15 protein-coding genes and 1 rRNA gene are annotated in these 15,982 nt (G+C 67.1%); 5 read left to right on the top strand and 11 right to left on the bottom strand.

Annotated elements, in window-relative coordinates:
* Positions 1 to 243 precede the first annotated feature (243 nt).
* Entirely contained in the window at positions 244 to 1,668 is a 1,425-nt protein-coding gene (locus DEU38_RS27635) for an FAD-binding oxidoreductase (RefSeq protein ID WP_114724571.1), read from the top strand.
* On the top strand, positions 1,665 to 2,426 hold the full coding sequence (locus tag DEU38_RS27630; protein WP_114724569.1) for a decaprenylphospho-beta-D-erythro-pentofuranosid-2-ulose 2-reductase: 762 nt from the start codon (positions 1,665 to 1,667) through the stop codon (positions 2,424 to 2,426). Before DEU38_RS27635 ends, DEU38_RS27630 begins: the two co-directional genes overlap by 4 nt.
* Positions 2,427 to 2,500: 74 nt before the next feature.
* Here DEU38_RS27630 and DEU38_RS27625 read toward each other — a convergent pair whose 3' ends face one another.
* The 8 genes from DEU38_RS27625 to DEU38_RS27590 all read right to left on the bottom strand — a co-directional run bounded on the left by DEU38_RS27625 (position 2,501) and on the right by DEU38_RS27590 (position 10,055).
* Positions 2,501 to 2,785 carry a hypothetical protein gene (locus DEU38_RS27625; protein ID WP_114724568.1) on the bottom strand — a complete coding sequence of 95 codons (285 nt, stop codon included), beginning with the start codon at positions 2,783 to 2,785 and terminating at the stop codon, positions 2,501 to 2,503.
* A gap of 141 nt (positions 2,786 to 2,926) precedes the next feature.
* Entirely contained in the window at positions 2,927 to 3,988 is a 1,062-nt protein-coding gene (locus DEU38_RS27620; RefSeq protein ID WP_114724567.1) for a DUF1214 domain-containing protein, read from the bottom strand.
* 40 nt (positions 3,989 to 4,028) lie between these two features.
* A complete protein-coding gene (locus DEU38_RS27615; protein WP_114724566.1) occupies positions 4,029 to 5,174 on the bottom strand; it encodes a sulfotransferase in 1,146 nt (381 codons plus the stop codon).
* 31 nt (positions 5,175 to 5,205) lie between these two features.
* Positions 5,206 to 6,024, bottom strand: coding sequence for an SDR family oxidoreductase (locus DEU38_RS27610; RefSeq protein WP_258558195.1), 819 nt, complete (start codon positions 6,022 to 6,024; stop codon positions 5,206 to 5,208).
* Positions 6,025 to 6,039: 15 nt separating this feature from the next.
* Entirely contained in the window at positions 6,040 to 6,402 is a 363-nt protein-coding gene (locus tag DEU38_RS27605) for a nuclear transport factor 2 family protein (RefSeq protein ID WP_114724565.1), read from the bottom strand.
* Between the two features lie 58 nt (positions 6,403 to 6,460).
* On the bottom strand, positions 6,461 to 8,362 hold the full coding sequence (gene cysN / locus DEU38_RS27600; RefSeq protein WP_114724564.1) for a sulfate adenylyltransferase subunit CysN: 1,902 nt from the start codon (positions 8,360 to 8,362) through the stop codon (positions 6,461 to 6,463).
* Positions 8,362 to 9,267: a sulfate adenylyltransferase subunit CysD gene (gene cysD, locus DEU38_RS27595; protein WP_114724563.1), complete on the bottom strand. Its 906-nt coding sequence runs from the start codon at positions 9,265 to 9,267 to the stop codon at positions 8,362 to 8,364. Before cysD ends, cysN begins: the two co-directional genes overlap by 1 nt.
* A complete protein-coding gene (locus DEU38_RS27590; protein WP_114724562.1) occupies positions 9,264 to 10,055 on the bottom strand; it encodes a 3'(2'),5'-bisphosphate nucleotidase CysQ in 792 nt (263 codons plus the stop codon). Before DEU38_RS27590 ends, cysD begins: the two co-directional genes overlap by 4 nt.
* 143 nt (positions 10,056 to 10,198) lie before the next feature.
* Here DEU38_RS27590 and DEU38_RS27585 point away from each other — a divergent pair, with 143 nt between their 5' ends.
* Complete coding sequence (locus DEU38_RS27585) at positions 10,199 to 10,816, top strand: TetR/AcrR family transcriptional regulator (protein WP_114724561.1); 618 nt, start codon at positions 10,199 to 10,201, stop codon at positions 10,814 to 10,816.
* An 87-nt stretch (positions 10,817 to 10,903) separates the two neighbouring features.
* Here DEU38_RS27585 and DEU38_RS27580 read toward each other — a convergent pair whose 3' ends face one another.
* Positions 10,904 to 11,779, bottom strand: coding sequence for an alpha/beta fold hydrolase (locus DEU38_RS27580; protein ID WP_114724560.1), 876 nt, complete (start codon positions 11,777 to 11,779; stop codon positions 10,904 to 10,906).
* 132 nt (positions 11,780 to 11,911) lie between these two features.
* Between DEU38_RS27580 and DEU38_RS27575 the strand changes: the two genes are divergently transcribed.
* Positions 11,912 to 13,768, top strand: coding sequence for a galactan 5-O-arabinofuranosyltransferase (locus tag DEU38_RS27575; protein ID WP_114724559.1), 1,857 nt, complete (start codon positions 11,912 to 11,914; stop codon positions 13,766 to 13,768).
* Here DEU38_RS27575 and DEU38_RS27570 read toward each other — a convergent pair whose 3' ends face one another.
* Positions 13,769 to 15,190: an FUSC family protein gene (locus tag DEU38_RS27570; protein WP_114724558.1), complete on the bottom strand. Its 1,422-nt coding sequence runs from the start codon at positions 15,188 to 15,190 to the stop codon at positions 13,769 to 13,771. It abuts the gene before it with no gap.
* A gap of 76 nt (positions 15,191 to 15,266) precedes the next feature.
* On the opposite strand from DEU38_RS27570, the gene DEU38_RS27565 reads away from it, so the two are divergent.
* Complete coding sequence (locus DEU38_RS27565; RefSeq protein ID WP_114724557.1) at positions 15,267 to 15,782, top strand: MarR family winged helix-turn-helix transcriptional regulator; 516 nt, start codon at positions 15,267 to 15,269, stop codon at positions 15,780 to 15,782.
* Between the two features lie 106 nt (positions 15,783 to 15,888).
* Here the strand turns inward: DEU38_RS27565 and rrf are convergent.
* Positions 15,889 to 15,982 (bottom strand): 5S ribosomal RNA (gene rrf, locus DEU38_RS27560); the annotation flags it as partial.

The following is a 15,982-nucleotide window of genomic DNA, read 5'->3' as shown; positions in this document are numbered from 1 at the left end:
AACGCCTTCTGGAACATCGTCAACTGGAACGACGTCGCCACCCGCTTCGCCGCCGCCCGCACCCAGACCGCCGGACTCATCGTCCCCGCCTGATCCGATCTCCCTCTCCCGCGTTTTGCGCACTTGTCGTTGTTCCCGAGGCCCCGAAAAGGCCGACAAGTGCGCAAAACGCGAGTAAAGAAGTTGTGGATCGGCGCACTCACACAGGGGCCCACGCACTACCGCCAGGTAACCTCGTACGCGATGTCCACGCCAGCAGAAGAGACGGCTCACGAGCCCCTCCCCACGCAGACCCGCACCCTCACCGGTTGGGGGCGCACCGCGCCCACCACGGCACAGGTGCTGTCCACGCCCGACGTCGAGGTGATCGCCAAGGCGGTCGCCCAGGTGGCGGAGCAGAACGAGTCCAAGCCCGCACACCTGCGGCGAGGCGTCATCGCGCGCGGCCTGGGCCGCTCGTACGGCGACCCGGCACAGAACGCCGGTGGACTCGTCGTCGACATGAACGCCCTGAAGCGAATCCACAACATCGACTCCAACACCCACCTGGTGACGCTGGATGCCGGTGTGAGCCTGGATCAGCTGATGCGCGCCGCACTGCCGTTCGGCCTGTGGGTTCCGGTGCTTCCGGGCACCCGCCAGGTCACGATCGGCGGCGCAATCGCGTCGGACATCCACGGCAAGAACCATCACAGCGCCGGTAGCTTCGGCAATCACGTGCGCTCGATGGATCTACTGACCGCCGACGGCCAGATCCGCACGCTCACCCCGGCCGGCCGGAACGCGAAGCTGTTCTGGGCCACCGTCGGCGGCATGGGCCTGACGGGCATCATCCTCAAGGCGACCATCGAGATGACGCCGACGGAGACCGCGTACTTCATCGCGGACAGCCGTCGCACGGCCGACCTCGACGAGACCATCGCCCTGCACAGCGACGGCAGCGAGGAGAACTACGACTACTCGAGCGCCTGGTTCGACGCGATCTCGCCGGAGCCGAAGCTGGGCCGGGCCGCGGTCTCTCGGGGCAGTCTCGCCAAGCTGGATCAGCTGCCCGCGAAGCTGCAGAAGGATCCGCTCAAGTTCGACGCTCCGACGCTGCTCACGCTGCCGGACGTCTTCCCCAACGGTCTCGCGAACAAGTTCAACTTCTCGGTGATCGGCGAGCTGTACTACCGGAAGACGAAGAACGCGGACAACCAGATCCAGAATCTGACGCAGTTCTACCACCCGCTGGATCTGTTCGGTGAGTGGAACCGCGGCTACGGCTCCAACGGTTTCCTGCAGTACCAGTTCGTGGTGCCGCCGGAGGCCGTGGGCGAGTTCAAGCAGATCATCCGCGACATCCAGGCGTCAGGACATCACTCGTTCCTCAACGTCTTCAAGCTGTTCGGCGAGGGCAACAAGGCGCCGCTGAGCTTCCCGATGGCCGGCTGGAACATCTGCGTGGACTTCCGGATCAAGCCGGGGCTCAACGAGTTCGTCATCGAACTCGACAAGCGCGTGCTCGAGTTCGGCGGCCGCCTCTACACCGCGAAGGATTCGCGGACCACGGCCGAGACGTTCCATGCCATGTACCCGCGGATAAACGAGTGGATCAAGGTCCGCCGATCCGTCGACCCCACAGGCGTTTTCGCCTCCGACATGTCCAGAAGGTTGGAACTGCAGTGATCAACGCCGTCGGCAACCCCCAGACCCTGCTGCTCCTCGGTGGCACGTCCGAGATCGGCCTGGCGATCTGCGAGGAGTACCTGAAGAAGGCGCCGCTGCGCGTGATTCTCGCTGCGCTGCCGAACGATCCGGGTCGCGACGCGGCCGTCGCGCAGATGAAGGCCGCGGGTGCGACGCAGGTCGACCTGATCGACTTCGACGCTCTCGACACCGAGGGTCACCCCAAGATGATCGACGAGGCCTTCTCGGCCGGAGACGTCGACGTCGCGATCGTCGCGTTCGCCCTCGACGGCGACGCCGAGGAGCTGTGGCAGAACCAGCGCAAGGCCGTGCTGGTCGCGAACGTCAACTACACCGCCGCGGTCTCCGTCGGCGTGCTGGTCGGCGAGAAGATGAAGACGCAGGGCTTCGGCCGCATCATCGCGATGTCGTCGGTGGCCGGTGAGCGCGTCAAGCGCGCCAACTTCGTCTACGGCTCCACCAAGGCCGGCCTCGACGGCTTCTACCTCGGCCTCGGCGAGGCCCTGGCGCCGTTCGGCCCCAAGGTCACCGTCGTTCGCCCGGGCATGGTGCGCACCCAGTTCAGCGCGCACGTCAAGGAAGCCCCGCTGACGGTGAACAAGGAAGACGTCGCCGCGCTCGCGGTGGCGGCGTCCGACAAGGGCAAGGAGATCGTCTGGACCCCCGGTCCGTGGCGCTTCGTGATGATGGGGCTGCGGCACGTGCCGCGCGCGATCTTCCGCAAGCTGCCCATCTAGGAACAGCCGTTCACGATTCGGCCCACCACAGTGCACTGTGGTGGGCCGAATCTCGTTCCGGGGTATCGCTGTTCCTACATCGCCGAACGGGGCTGAGCGGGGACGGCCCTCATGTCGTTGCCGGTGTTCGGCTTGACGCGCTGCCACGTGCCGTCGCTCTTGCAGGTCTGGTACGTGCCGTCCGGGTGGTAGACCTTGCTGCCGACGCTGTAGTCCTTGCCGTCGTAGACACACACGGTCGTCTGTGTCCCGTCGGGTGCGGTGCGGATCTCGGCGTGGGCTACTGCGGCCTGGGCGCCGAGCACGCCGCCGGCGACGAGAAGCGAAGCGGCGAGGGTCTTTACGGTTCGAGAGATCATGTGGCGGTCTTTCTGGTCGGTGTCGGGTCCGGTTGGACACAAACAACAATGGCCTCCCGCGGTGACCGCCACCAGGCACCCGAGGATGCCGATTCGCCCACCCTTCCCCTCCCCCGACAGACGCACCTCAGTCCACGGTGATCAGATCTTCACGACCTTCGATGTCGGGATCGGGTGCGAATCCGCCTTGATCCAGCGCATCGCCCACGTCCCCTCGGTGTGGGCGTCGGTGTCGATCCAGTTGCCGTAGCCGGGATCCTTGGCCGACACCACGATCGTCAGGGTGCCGTCGTCGTTGAGCTTCGCGGTGTGGTTGTTGATGTAGATGTTCGTCCGGTTGTAGTCGAGCGACTCCACCCAGAAGTTCTGCAGCACGAAGTTGAAGTACTCGCAGTTCGGGACCTCGGTCTCGATCACCCACGCCTCGTCCTCGGCGAGTTTCCAGTAACCGTGCAGGTAGAAGATCGTCGGGTCGCCTCCGGCGTTCTGGAAGTAGTCCTGCCCCCAGTCGAAGATCTCGTTGGTGTGAGGCTGGAACTTGCGGGACCACTCGAGGAACGTGTTGGCGGTGCCGCGGACCATGCCGACCGCCTTCCCGAGGCGCTCGCCTATCTCCTCGGGACTCAGCGGCACGAATTCACCGTCGGGGTCGAGGCATTCGATGGACAGCTCGGCGGGGACCTCGTTGCGCCGGTCCCGGTAGGTCTGGCGGACGGAGATGAGGTTGCTGTCCGGCGCCATCGGCAGCCAGGCACCCTCGGCGGGCTTGTCGACGCTCGCGATGAACTCGAAGCGGCCGTGCTCATCGACCTCGATGTCGTGAATGTGCAGGTCGCCGGTCTGCATCATGGTGCCGTCGATGTGGTACCGATTGACGCGGGAACCGAAGGTGATCAGCGGGACCGTTCCCCGGGTGCCGGTGATCCGGTAGCTGTACTTCCCGGAGATGTTGGCGCGCATGTAGACGTTGTCCGGATTGTCGGCGCCGATCTTCGTCATCATGTTCGGGTTGGGCGCCGACGTGAAACTCGGCCACCGTGGATCGGTGTACTCGACGCAGTTGATCGTCGCATAACGCAGAAGGCGTGACAGGTAGCGGACGCCCTCGGCCTGCGTCAGCGGATCCTGCGGGACGATCTCGTCCTGCAGGATGTTGCCCGCGTCGAGCAGGTCGGCGCAGAACTTCTCCCAGGTGGCGTTCATGTGAGTATCCCTGTTCTGGTTGATGTTTCGAGGACGTGCTTCAGGCGGTGGCGGCGAACTTCGCCTCGACGTCGGCTGCCGTCACGCCGAACTCCTCGAGCGCGTACTGGTGCGCCGGCCGCCGATGGTCTGCGAGGCTGCTCTGGTGAGACTCCGTCACCGCACGGCGCGCCTCATCGGTGAACGGCAGCGAGAACCGGGCGTAGATCTTCTCGACCGTTCCGATCGGATCGGCAACGAAATCCTTGTAGTCCACGTCGACGAACTGATCCGGGTCGTACCGTGCCCGAGCACTGTTGAAGTGCGCATTGCCGCGCGCCCACAGGTCGAGCTGGGTACGCCCGATGGTCTCACGGTCGAACGCAGTCGACATGTCGTGCTTTCCCTGCTCGGCGAGGCTGAACGTGGACGCCATCGACGTCTGCGGATCCCGGAACGTCCGGACGATCAACGCATCCGGGTACACCCGCATGATCTCGTCGATCGCGAACACATGGCTGGGGCTCTTGAGCACCCACCGCCGGCCCGGGTCCCGCAGCCCGATCAACTGCAGGTTCTTCTTGTGCCGCGCGTAGGTCTCGGTCCAGTCCTGTCCCGCCAGCCACGTCGAATAGCTCGGCACGTACGCCACACATTCGAATGAGATCGAGAGCATCGTCTGCTGCAGCAGGCGCCAGCATTCCTCCACTTCCTCGGCCCCCATGAAGTGCACCTTCATGAGAGCCGCCTCGTTCGTCTGGCGGGCCCGGTAGAACGCGTCCGAACGCAGGAAATCCTCGTTCTGCGACCAATTCTCGCGGTCGGGTCGTGGCTGCTGCGACTCGGCGAGCCACATCTCGACGCCCTGGTGTGCCGGGTCCGCGCCGAGCAACCGGTGCAGCGCGGTGCTCCCGGTCCGCGTCAGCCCGCACACGAAGACGGGGCGCTGCACCGGAACGTCGACGTGCTCGGGGTGGCGGGCGAATCCGGCCTCGCTGATCAGGCGGCCCGAGAGCGCGCTGGTGATCATCTTGCGGGCGATCACACGCCCGTGCGGGGTGAGGTCCGCTTCCCGCTCGAACGAATCGAGCAGCACCCGCAGCCCCTCGAGATACTCGGTGCCACCGAAGTCGTCGAGCCCGGTCGCCTCGCGAGCGGCCTGGTGCAGGTCTCCGATCGTGCCCACACCGTCGTCCACCTGTGTCATCTGTAATTCCTTGCGAGAGTGAGAGTGAGGTTCAGTGGTGGGTGTGCCCGCAGTTGACGTCGAGGCACTGTCCCGTGATGGCGCGGGCGAAGTCGGAGGCGAGGAACACCACCGCGTTCGCGATGTCGTCGGGCTCGGGCAGCCGGCGCAGGTCGGTGTCGGCCGCAACCTCTGCATAGACCACGGCGGGATCGACTCCGCGCTCCTCCGCCCGGCGCTCGAACATCTTCTTCACCGAGTCGGCCCAGATATATCCCGGTGCAACCGAATTCACCCGTACCCCGTCGGGCCCGAGCTCCACCGACAGGCTCCGGGCGAGCGCGAGCAGCCCCGCCTTCATCACCCGATAGGCACCGAAGTTGGGCAACTGATTGCGGATCACCATCGAGTTGATCATCACGACGGATCCCTGGGACTCCACGAGCGCCGGAGCCAGCACCCGCGTCAGGTTCAGCGACGACAGCAGGTTGATGTCGATCCCCTGCCGCACGTCGTCTGGTGCTGCGTCGAGCAGGCCGACGTACGCGGGTTGCACGAACGCGTTGTGGACCACCGCATCCACCCGCCCGAACTCCGAGAGAGCCCTGTCTGCGAGCGCCTGGACGGAGGCGGCCTCCATGAGATCGGTTGGCACACACAGTGCGGTACCACCGCTGTCCCGGATCTCCTCGGCCACCGCGTCCAGCCGCGACTCTGTGCGGGCGGCGAGGATCACCCGCGCACCCGCATCGGCGCTGCGCACCGCGATCGCTCGACCCAGCCCCGGACCCACGCCCGCGACCACGACTACCTTGCCCTCGAGCAGCGGGAGTCTCGTCCGCACCGCCCCGGCGTCCACCATCCCCGACATGGTCACCGACCCGCCCTAGTCCGCGCGTGCTTCGGGATCGAGAACCACACTGAGGGAGACGATCTTGCACGCGTCGTCGAACTCGAAGAGATCGCTGGCGAGGAAGGCCGGCATCCCCTCGGGCTGGACGCGCAGCTGCGTCGCGGCGTACCGACCGGAGACGACGATCGGCGAGTGGCGGCTCACCGAGAACGCCACCTTCGCGTTCTGAGTGTCGAACTCCCGGATCTCGTCGATACCGCGGTAGGTCCGCACTCCCAGCGGCTCGTGCTGCACCGCATCGTCCGCGAACAGCGATACCAGTTGGTCCACATCGTGGTTTCCCAGATGCTTGACGTACGCGTCTATCGCCGAACAGATTTCGTCTCGAGTGGGCAACAGGATCTCCTTCGTATGATCGGTGGAACACGGGACAGGATCGGCGGAAGCCGTCCGATCAGGCGATGACACCACGGCCGCGCAGGAGCGCGATGATCTGCCTGCTCGCATCCTCGGGCGACGTCGTGGTCGTGTCGATCCGCAGATCGGGCGCCTCCGGCGACTCGTACGGGGAGTCGATGCCGGTGAAGTTGGCGAGATCGCCGCGGCGGGCTTTCTTGTAGAGCCCCTTGGGATCCCGCTGTTCGGCGACGGCGATGGGGGTGTCGATGAACACCTCGCAGAACTGGTCCACGCCGATCACCTCCCGGGCGGCGTCGCGTTCGGCCCGGAACGGGGAGATGAACGAGGCGAGGACGACCAGGCCGGCGTCGGCCATCAGCCGGGCGACCTCGGTGACGCGGCGGATGTTCTCCACCCGGTCGGCCTCGGTGAACCCGAGATCCCGGTTCAGGCCGTGCCGGACGTTGTCGCCGTCGAGGAGGTAGGTGTGGCAGCCCAGCGCATACAGCTGCCGCTCGAGTTCGTTCGCGATGGTCGACTTCCCGGATCCGGACAGGCCGGTGAACCACAGCACCTGCGGCCGATGACCGTTGAGTGTGGCGCGGGCCTGGCCGTCGACGTCGACGGCCTGCCAGTGGATGTTGTCGGATCGGCGCAGCGAGTGCGCGATCATGCCGGCGCCGACGGTGGTGTTGGTGAGCCGGTCGATCAGGATGAAACCACCGGTGTCCCGGTTGTCGGCGTACGGATCGAACGGCACCGGCCGGTCGAAGCTGATGTTGCAGACGCCGATCTCGTTGAGCGCCAGCGTGTTCGTCGCCGTCTTCTCGAGGGTGTTGACGTTGATCTTGTGCTTGGGCTTGGTGATCCGCGCCTGCACGGTCATGGTCCCGATCTGACACAGGTACGGGCGTTCGGGGAGCATCTCGTGCTCGCCCATCCACACCACGTGCGCCTCGAACTGGTCGGCGACCCCGGGTAGTGCGTCGGCGACGGCGAGGACGTCGCCGCGGCTGATGTCGATCTCGTCGGTCAGGGTTACGGTGACCGATTGGCCGGCGATCGCCTCATCGAGATCGCCGCCCATCGTGACGATCCGATCGACGGTCGATTCCTTGCCGCTGGGCAGCACCCGGACACGATCACCGGGGCGCAGGATGCCGCCGACGATCTGCCCGGAGAAGCCGCGGAAGTCGAGATCCGGTCGGTTGACCCACTGCACCGGCATCCGGAACGGGCCGCTGCTCAGCTCGCTGGAGATTTCGACGGTCTCGAGGTGCTCGATCAGCGTCGGACCGTCGTACCAGGCGGTGTTCATGCTGCGTTCGGTGAGGTTGTCACCCATGTACGCGGACAACGGGATCGCGACGACGTCGGTGAGCCCGATCTCGGCCGCGAAACCCGCGTACTCGGCGACGATCTCCTCGAAGACGTCCTGCGAATAGTCCACCAGGTCCAGCTTGTTCACCGCGAGGACCACGTTCCGGATACCGAGGAGCGAGACGAGGTAGGAGTGCCGGCGGGTCTGAGTGAGCACACCCTTGCGGGCGTCGACGAGGATCACCGCGAGATCCGCGGTGGAGGCGCCGGTGACCATGTTGCGGGTGTACTGCTCGTGGCCGGGGGTGTCCGCGACGACGAACTTGCGGCGTTCGGTGGAGAAGTAGCGGTAGGCGACGTCGATGGTGATGCCCTGCTCGCGCTCAGCGGCCAAACCGTCGACCAGCAGCGCGAAGTCGAGGCCGTCGCCCTGCGTGCCGACCTTGCGGGAGTCGGCCTCGAGCGCCGACAGTTGGTCCTCGAACACCAGCTTCGACTCGTACAACAGCCGGCCGATGAGGGTGGACTTGCCGTCGTCGACGCTGCCACAGGTGATGAACCGGAGCATCGACTTGTTCGCGTGCCGGGCGAGGTACTGCTCGATGTCGTCGGCGATCAGATCCGAAGGCTGAGTCATCAGAAGTAACCTTCCTGCTTCTTCTTCTCCATCGAGGCGCTGCTGTCGTGGTCGATCACCCGGCCCTGACGCTCGGAGGTGGTGGTCAACAACATTTCCTGGATGATGTCGGTCAAGGTCTCGGCGGTGGATTCGACCGCACCGGTGAGCGGGTAGCAGCCCAGAGTGCGGAACCGGACGCTCTTGAGCTGCGGCTGCTCGCCGGGCAGCAACGGCATGCGGTCGTCGTCGACCATGATCAGTGCGCCGTCACGCTCCACGACGGGGCGCTTCGCCGCGAAGTACAGCGGCACGATCGGGATGTTCTCCTGCCGGATGTATTCCCACACATCGAGTTCCGTCCAGTTCGACAGCGGGAACACCCGCAGGGACTCACCCGGGGACTTGCGGACGTTGTACATCCGCCACAACTCCGGGCGTTGCTGCTTGGGATCCCAGCGGTGCTCGGCGGAGCGGATCGAGAACACCCGCTCCTTCGCGCGGGACTTCTCCTCGTCACGGCGCGCGCCGCCGAACGCGGCATCGAACTTGTACAGGTCGAGGGCCTGCTTGAGTCCCTCGGTCTTCCACATATCGGTGTGCGTCGCGGAGCCGTGTGTGAACGGGTTGATGCCCTTCTCCACGCATTCCGGGTTCTTGTAAACGAGGAGGTCGAAATCGCCTGCGGCAGCGGATTCGTCGCGCAGCTTGTACATCTCACGGAACTTCCACGTGGTGTCGACGTGGAGGAGCGGGAACGGCAGCCGCGACGGATAGAACGCCTTCCGCGCCAGGTGCAGCATCACGGCGGAGTCCTTGCCGACCGAGTACAGCATCACGGGATTCTCGCTCTCGGCGACGGCTTCCCGCATGATGTGGATGCTCTCGGCCTCGAGCCGCTCGAGGTGGGTCAGTGTTCGGGTCATCGCCGAAGCGCCTCCAGTGCTTTGCCTGCCAGTTCGGGCCGGCAGATCAGTAGGTCGGGCAGCCAGGGGTTCTCCTGGTTGTAGATCAGGGCGGATCCGTCGATCCGTGAAACATGCAGTCCCGCAGCACGGGCCACCGCGACGGGCGCGGCCGAGTCCCACTCGTACTGTCCGCCGGCGTGCGCGTAGACGTCGGCCTCACCGCGGACCACCGCCATCGCCTTCGCACCCGCCGAGCCCATCTCGATCAGCTCGGCACCGAGCGCGTCCGCCATCGCCATCACGGGTTCGGGCCGGCGAGTGCGACTGACGACCACCCGGGGTGCGCCGGACAGCGGTGCGTACGACGCGGGAGAGTCGCCCGTCGAGAACGTGGTCCCGAGCGCAGGCATCGCCACCGCGCCGACCGTCAGGTCCCCGCCCTCGACGAGCGCGACGTGGACGGCCCAGTCGTCGCGACCCTTCTCGCCGTACTCGCGGGTGCCGTCGAGGGGGTCGACGATCCACACGCGGTCGGCGGCGAGGCGGGCGAGATCGTCCGCGCCCTCCTCGGACAGCACGGCGTCGCCCGGGAACCACTGCGCCAGCGCGCCGACGATGAACTCGTGACTGAGCCTGTCCGCGGCATTGCGGAATTCGGCCGGATCGACGTCGGTGTCGTCCAGTCGGCGCCGATGATCGAGCAGCAGACGGCCTGCCGCCGTGGCGATCTCCACCGCCGCGCGACTGTCCGCATCCCGCTGGTCCGTCGAATCGGGTGGCGTCGTGATGGCGGCTTCATGGCTCATGGAACGTGACTGTAGCCACAGAATGAACCATGTTCAATCCCAGAACGAACATTGTTCATTCTTCCTGGGCGTTTCCGCCGCCTCAGAATGAACATTGTTCGATCGAGCTTGGACCTCAGACGATCCCCCGATACGGTGGTCCTATGGGTGTACCGGACAGCAAGTCGATCTACGGAGATGCGGAGGCTCGGCGCCGCCGCACGCTGGACGCCGCGGCCGCACTCCTGGACGAGGGCGGCTACACCGCGCTGACGATCCGGGCGGTGGCGAAACGATCGGGTACGAGCACCGGGCTCATCTACCAGTACTTCGCGGACAAGCAGGAGATCTTCACCGCACTGCTGAACGAGAGCCAGATCGAGTCCACCGCCTTCGTCGCGGCGCTACCTCGCGATCACGGTGTGGCCGCACTGATCGCCGCGGTGATCCCCGAGTCGGCGAGACAATGGGGTCGGGTCGGCCGCCTGACCGCGACCTGGCGTGACGTCGAGGGCGCGGCGGGATCGGATCGCGAATCGGTCCGCCAGGTGCGTAAAACCGCCAAGCTGTACAACGAGGAACTCCGCAAGGCTCTCCACGAAGCCGCGGCCGCCGAGGGCCGGACCCTGCGCGAGGATCGCGCGCTCCTGCCGTACGTCCTGTCCGGGTTGCAGGGCGTGGCCGACACCATCGTCAACAACTGGGCGCAGGACCTGGACACGGCGGAGTTCGTCGAGTTCGCTGCGACCGCACTGGCGCGAGCCGTCACGGTCTCGGACTAGGGCGTCACTGCCCGCGTTTTGCGCACTTATCGTTGTCCGAAGGGCCCTCCGGACAGCGATAAGTGCGCAAAACGCGAGTAGCGGCGGTCAGGCGGAGGCCGCCCAGGCGGACAGCACCGTCCGAATGCCGGTGACCAGCGCGAGCGGCTGGTCGATCATCGCATGGTGCCCGGCGTCCGGGATCTCGGCGACGATCGCCGACGGACCGAACCGCTCGCGCATCTCCGCCATCAGCTCGGGCGAGACGATGCCGTGTTCGGCGCGGAAGTACGCAATGGGGCACCGCGGCTGCGCGACCGCCAACGTGTTGCCGCCGGAACGGGTGAACACCGCCGGATCGAACTTCCACGACCAACCGCCCTCGACGGCCGTCAGCGACGTCTCGGCGACGTGCTCCCGCACGCCCGGCACGCCGGTGTCCTGTGGCGGCACGAACCGGAACCGCGAGAGTGCCTCGCCGCGATCGGCGTACACCTTCTTGGGTCCGAATGCGGCCTTGCGCCGGGCCGCCTCCTCCTCGGGCGTGCGCTGACGGATCGGCGAGTCGATGATCTGCACACCGGCCAACCGATCGCCGTGCAGATGCGCCGCGACGAACGCGACGATGCCGCCCATGCTGTGACCGACCACCACCGGCCGCCCCTCGATGCCCGACGCCCCGGCCACCGCGGCCACCTCGTCCGCCCACAGGTCCAGCGAATACTGTTCGCGCGTACCGCTGTCACCGTGACCGCTCATGTCGAGGGCGACGACGCGCCGGTCTCCGGCCAGCTGCGGGCCGATGTGATCCCACCACCTCGAGTGCGCCGCACCGCCGTGGACCAGGACGATGCCCGGGCGGCCGGCCTCGCCCCACGCCCGGAACCGCACCTTGGCGCCGTCGACGTCGACGCTGCCGGTCTCGACCGGAGCCGCCAACGCATCGAGGAACCACCGCGGGGTCTGCGCCTGCTCGTCGCTCATTCCTCGAACCTACTGAACACCGATTCGCGCGTCGCACCCAAGTAAGCTCGGGCCGTGTCGCAATCAGGAGCCGCCCCCCTCGTAGAGCCGCGCGTCGCCCCTGCCCGACGGGCTGCCGGCACCGCGGTCGAGATGCTGCTCGCGGCCGTGGTCGCCGCGATCGTGGCCGCGGTGGGGCTGTTCGCATTCGGCCAGGTGTCGTGGCCCGCGTTCCCGTCGTCGAACGTCACGCAGGCCGTGACAACGGTGGGGCAGATCGTCACGATCGCCGTCCTTGCCGTGAGCGTGCTCCTCTATCGAGCGCGACGGTGGGTCCGCGCGGCGACGGTGCTGTCGTGGGCCGGGCTGTCCGGATTTGTGACGGTCACGCTCGGCATGCCGCTGAGCGCGACCAAGCTGTACCTGCACGGGGTCTCGGTGGACCAGGAGTTCCGCACCGAATACCTCACGCGCCTCACCGATTCCGCGGCTCTGCACGACATGACGTACGCGGATCTGCCGCCCTACTACCCGGCCGGCTGGTTCTGGATCGGCGGACGGGTCGCGAACCTGCTCGGTATGGACGGCTGGGAAGCGTTCAAGCCGTATGCGATCGCCTCGATCGCGGTGGCCGCCGTGCTCGCGCTGGTCTTGTGGAACAAGCTGATTCGCGCCGACTGGGCTGTCGTGGTGGCCCTCGCGGCGGCCGCGCTGACGGTCGCGTACGGCTCCGCGGAACCGTACGGCGCGGTGATCGCCGTCCTGATCCCGCCGGTGCTGGTGCTCGCGTGGGGTGGCCTGTACCGGCCGGAGAAGTCGACACAGACCCGCAGCGGTGGATGGGGCGCCGTCGTCGGGACGGGGCTGTTCCTCGGTGTCGCAGCCGCCTTCTACACCCTGTACCTCGGCTTCGCGGCATTCGCGGTCACGCTCATGGCGATCGTCTCGGCCGGCCTCGCCGTCCGCGCGCAGGGGTCGTGGCGTGCGATGCTGGATCCGCTTCTGCGACTGATCGTCACCGCGGCGATCGCGATCGCGATCGCCCTCACCGTGTGGCTGCCGTATCTGCTAGAGGCCCTGCGCGGCACCCCGGCGGACAGCGGCACCGCGACGCACTACCTGCCCGACTCCGGTGCGCACCTGCCGCTTCCGATGCTCCACTTCTCGCTCGCCGGCGCACTGTGCATGCTGGGCACGATCTGGCTGGTCAGCCGGGCGGCATCGTCGCGCCGGGCGCAGGCGCTCGGCATCGGCGTGATCGCGGTCTACCTGTGGTCGCTGCTGTCCATGACGGCCACCGTCGTCGGCAGCACGCTGCTGTCGTTCCGGCTCGAGCCGGTGCTGATCCTGCTGCTCGGCACCGCCGGAGTGTTCGGCTTCTTCGAGTTCTCCCGCTGGCTGGTCCTCGCGACCAGCGAGAACCCCCGCGTCAAGGCCTCGATCGTCGTGATCGGGCTCGCCGGGTTGATCGCCTTCACGCAGAACATCCCCCAGGTCCTCGCGAGTGACATCACCATCGCCTACACCGACACCGACGGTGACGGCGTTCGTGCCGACAAGCGGCCTCCCGGCGCGGCCGCGTACTACGGCGACGTCGACCGCATCATCACCGAGCAGCGCCCGGGCGAACGCCACGACACCGTCGTGCTGACCTCCGACACCAGCTTCCTCAGCTTCTACCCGTACTTCGGTTTCCAGGCGCTCACGTCGCACTACGCGAATCCGCTCGCGGAGTTCCGCGAGCGCGCGGCGGCCATCGAGAGCTGGACCGAGCTCGAGACACCCGACCAGCTGATCGCCGCGCTGGACGAACTGCCGTGGCGCGCACCGGATGTGTTCGTGTTCCGCAAGGGCTCCGACGGCTACACCCTGCGGCTGGCGGAGGACGTCTACCCCAACGACCCGAACGTCCGGCGATACAGCGTCACGTTCCCGAAGGAGCTGTTCGACGATCCGCGTTTCACGATCGAAGAAGCGGGCCCGTTCGTCGTGGTGAACCGGGTCGGCTGATCAGGCCAGGTGGTGACGGTCGGCCCGGCTGACCGTCACCGCGGCGATGACCACCCCGATCACGACGCCGATGAGGGTGTCCACGACGCGGCTGATCCCCGCGTCGGGGGAGATCGGTGACGTGAACCCGATCAGCAGCAGCGCCATCGGGGTGACGGCCAGCGTCGTGAGCCCGTAGTTCACTAGCACCATCAGTTCCGCCGCGATCTGCAGCACGACGACCACGGCGACCATCTGCCAGTAACCCAGGCTGGCGGCAAGGAGTACTGCGGCGATCAGGGCGCCACCGATGTTGCCGAGCAGACGCTGGATTCCGCGCTGCACCGTGTGCGTGAAGTTGAGTCCCTGCAGCACCGCGATCGCACCCATCGATGCCCACAGGGGATGCTCGACGCCCACTGCCATCGCGATCCAACCCGATGCCGCGGAAGCGAGAAGGACCCGGACCGCGGTGTGCCGCACCTCGCCGGACCGGAGGCGGGAGACGCCGGTCGCGAGGACGCCGTGCGGCGTCGGCAGCTCCGATCGGCCCAACGACCGGTCGTCGGCCACCCCACCGAGGACGCTGGCGCGCTTGAGCTTTCGTAGCTCCCGTTCGTGCTGCGCGATGTCCCGGACGAGGGTGACGTCACCTTCCGCGACCCACAGCTCGACGGCCTCGTCCGCCATGTCCAGCAGGGCCGCGAGGTCGCGCGCATGCACGTGTTCGGTCCGCGAACGTCCGCTCGCCGCAAGCACTTCACGGGCCCGCGCGATTGCAGCCTGCGCGGGAGCGACGCCGTCGGCGCCGACACGTTCGAGGGATCCGACGGCCACGAGGGCCCGTGCCGCCGCGAGACGCGCGGGACCGAGCGGCAGGATCAGCGCCGGCAGCATCGCCGCGATCCAACCCACCAGGACGCCGACGGTAGTGGCCGCAGTGGCTGCGGCGATGTCCGATGCGGACGCGGTGTAGCCCGCGGCCCCGGTGGCCGCGAACACGAGGATCACCGGGCCGGGCCCGAGCAGTCGGAAGGCGTTCATGTACGCCGACGCGACACCAGCGGCGAGGGACAGCACGCCCACCTGCGCCCACATCGGCAGCCCGGCTGCACCGAGCGCGCCACCGAACGCGACGAACACGATCAGCGCGACGCCGACCAGCGCGACCTTCCCGGCCAGCCGCGGGTACGGCTCGTACCGGCCGAACGCCGACGACAGCGCACCGAGCGTCGCCAGGCCGGCCAACTCCTGGAACCCGAGCAGTCCACCGCCGACGAACACGACCGCAGAAGCGAGCCCCACCCGCAGCGCAGGCGCGATGGTCGCGTCCGCAGCCCGCACCTCGAACGCACGCCGCCACGTTCTGGGCGAAACGGAATGAGCGAGGGCGCTGCGCGCGTGATCGATCCTGGTGGTTCGGGACGTGTCGAGTGCTGCCACTCGCCCCAGTCTACACACATTACTTCACGAGTAAATTAATAATGAAGTGATGTTGGCACACCGATAGGATGGGTGTGTGGATTCGACCGACAGTCCGGAACGCGATTTCATCGACAAGGTTCGCCAGGAGTGGGCCCTGTCCTACCCGGAGGTCGACACCTCACCGATCGAGGTCATCGGCCGGATCACCCGCATCAGCTCCCAGGCACTGCATCGACTCGAGCGGGCGCTCGGCGACAGCGGGGTCTCCCGCGCAGAGTTCGAGGTGCTGTGCGCCCTCGCCCGCAGCGATCGTCCACTTCGGGCCAGTGAGGTTACGGCCGTGACGATGGTCAGCGGCGCCGCCACCACCAAGCACGCCGACCGACTCGTCAAGATGGGTCTGCTGGAACGCCGGCGCTTCGAGCGCGACGGGCGAGTGGTCCTGCTCGCGGTGACCGACGCCGGACGCGCGCTGGTCGACGCCGAGTTTCCGGAGCGCGTCGATCGTGATCGCCGACTTCTCGACGGGCTCGATGAGGACGACCGCGCCCAGTTGGCCCGGCTGCTACGTCGCATTGCGTACAACAGCGACGCAGCCGACCGCCCGTAGGAACCCGCATCCCGCTCTCGCCGTCTGCCGGGCGGGAGGGGTTTTCGGACATGCAGAAATGCCGAAGGCCCCCACCCTGATGGGTGGGGGCCTTCGGTGAAAGGGTGTTCGGCGGTGTCCTACTCTCCCACACCCTGTCGGGTGCAGTACCATCGGCGCTGGAGGGCTTAGCTTCCGGGTTCGGAATGGGACCGGGCGTT

It is taken from the genome of Rhodococcus sp. AG1013 (assembly GCF_003350365.1).
Classification (GTDB): Bacteria; Actinomycetota; Actinomycetes; order Mycobacteriales; family Mycobacteriaceae; genus Prescottella.
The sequence above is the reverse complement of the archived record's forward strand: the minus strand, read 5'-3'. Positions and strand labels throughout refer to the sequence as shown.

Coding starts and splice junctions, on each gene's coding strand:
- DEU38_RS27620 (WP_114724567.1), bottom strand. CDS start 3,988: ATGAACGCCACCTGGGAGAAGTTCTGCGCCGACCTGCTCGACGCGGGC.
- DEU38_RS27585 (WP_114724561.1), top strand. CDS start 10,199: ATGGGTGTACCGGACAGCAAGTCGATCTACGGAGATGCGGAGGCTCGG.
- cysN (WP_114724564.1), bottom strand. CDS start 8,362: ATGACTCAGCCTTCGGATCTGATCGCCGACGACATCGAGCAGTACCTC.
- DEU38_RS27580 (WP_114724560.1), bottom strand. CDS start 11,779: ATGAGCGACGAGCAGGCGCAGACCCCGCGGTGGTTCCTCGATGCGTTG.
- cysD (WP_114724563.1), bottom strand. CDS start 9,267: ATGACCCGAACACTGACCCACCTCGAGCGGCTCGAGGCCGAGAGCATC.
- DEU38_RS27610 (WP_258558195.1), bottom strand. CDS start 6,024: ATGTCGGGGATGGTGGACGCCGGGGCGGTGCGGACGAGACTCCCGCTG.
- DEU38_RS27625 (WP_114724568.1), bottom strand. CDS start 2,785: ATGATCTCTCGAACCGTAAAGACCCTCGCCGCTTCGCTTCTCGTCGCC.
- DEU38_RS27575 (WP_114724559.1), top strand. CDS start 11,912: ATGCTGCTCGCGGCCGTGGTCGCCGCGATCGTGGCCGCGGTGGGGCTG.
- DEU38_RS27635 (WP_114724571.1), top strand. CDS start 244: ATGTCCACGCCAGCAGAAGAGACGGCTCACGAGCCCCTCCCCACGCAG.
- DEU38_RS27615 (WP_114724566.1), bottom strand. CDS start 5,174: ATGACACAGGTGGACGACGGTGTGGGCACGATCGGAGACCTGCACCAG.
- DEU38_RS27590 (WP_114724562.1), bottom strand. CDS start 10,055: ATGAGCCATGAAGCCGCCATCACGACGCCACCCGATTCGACGGACCAG.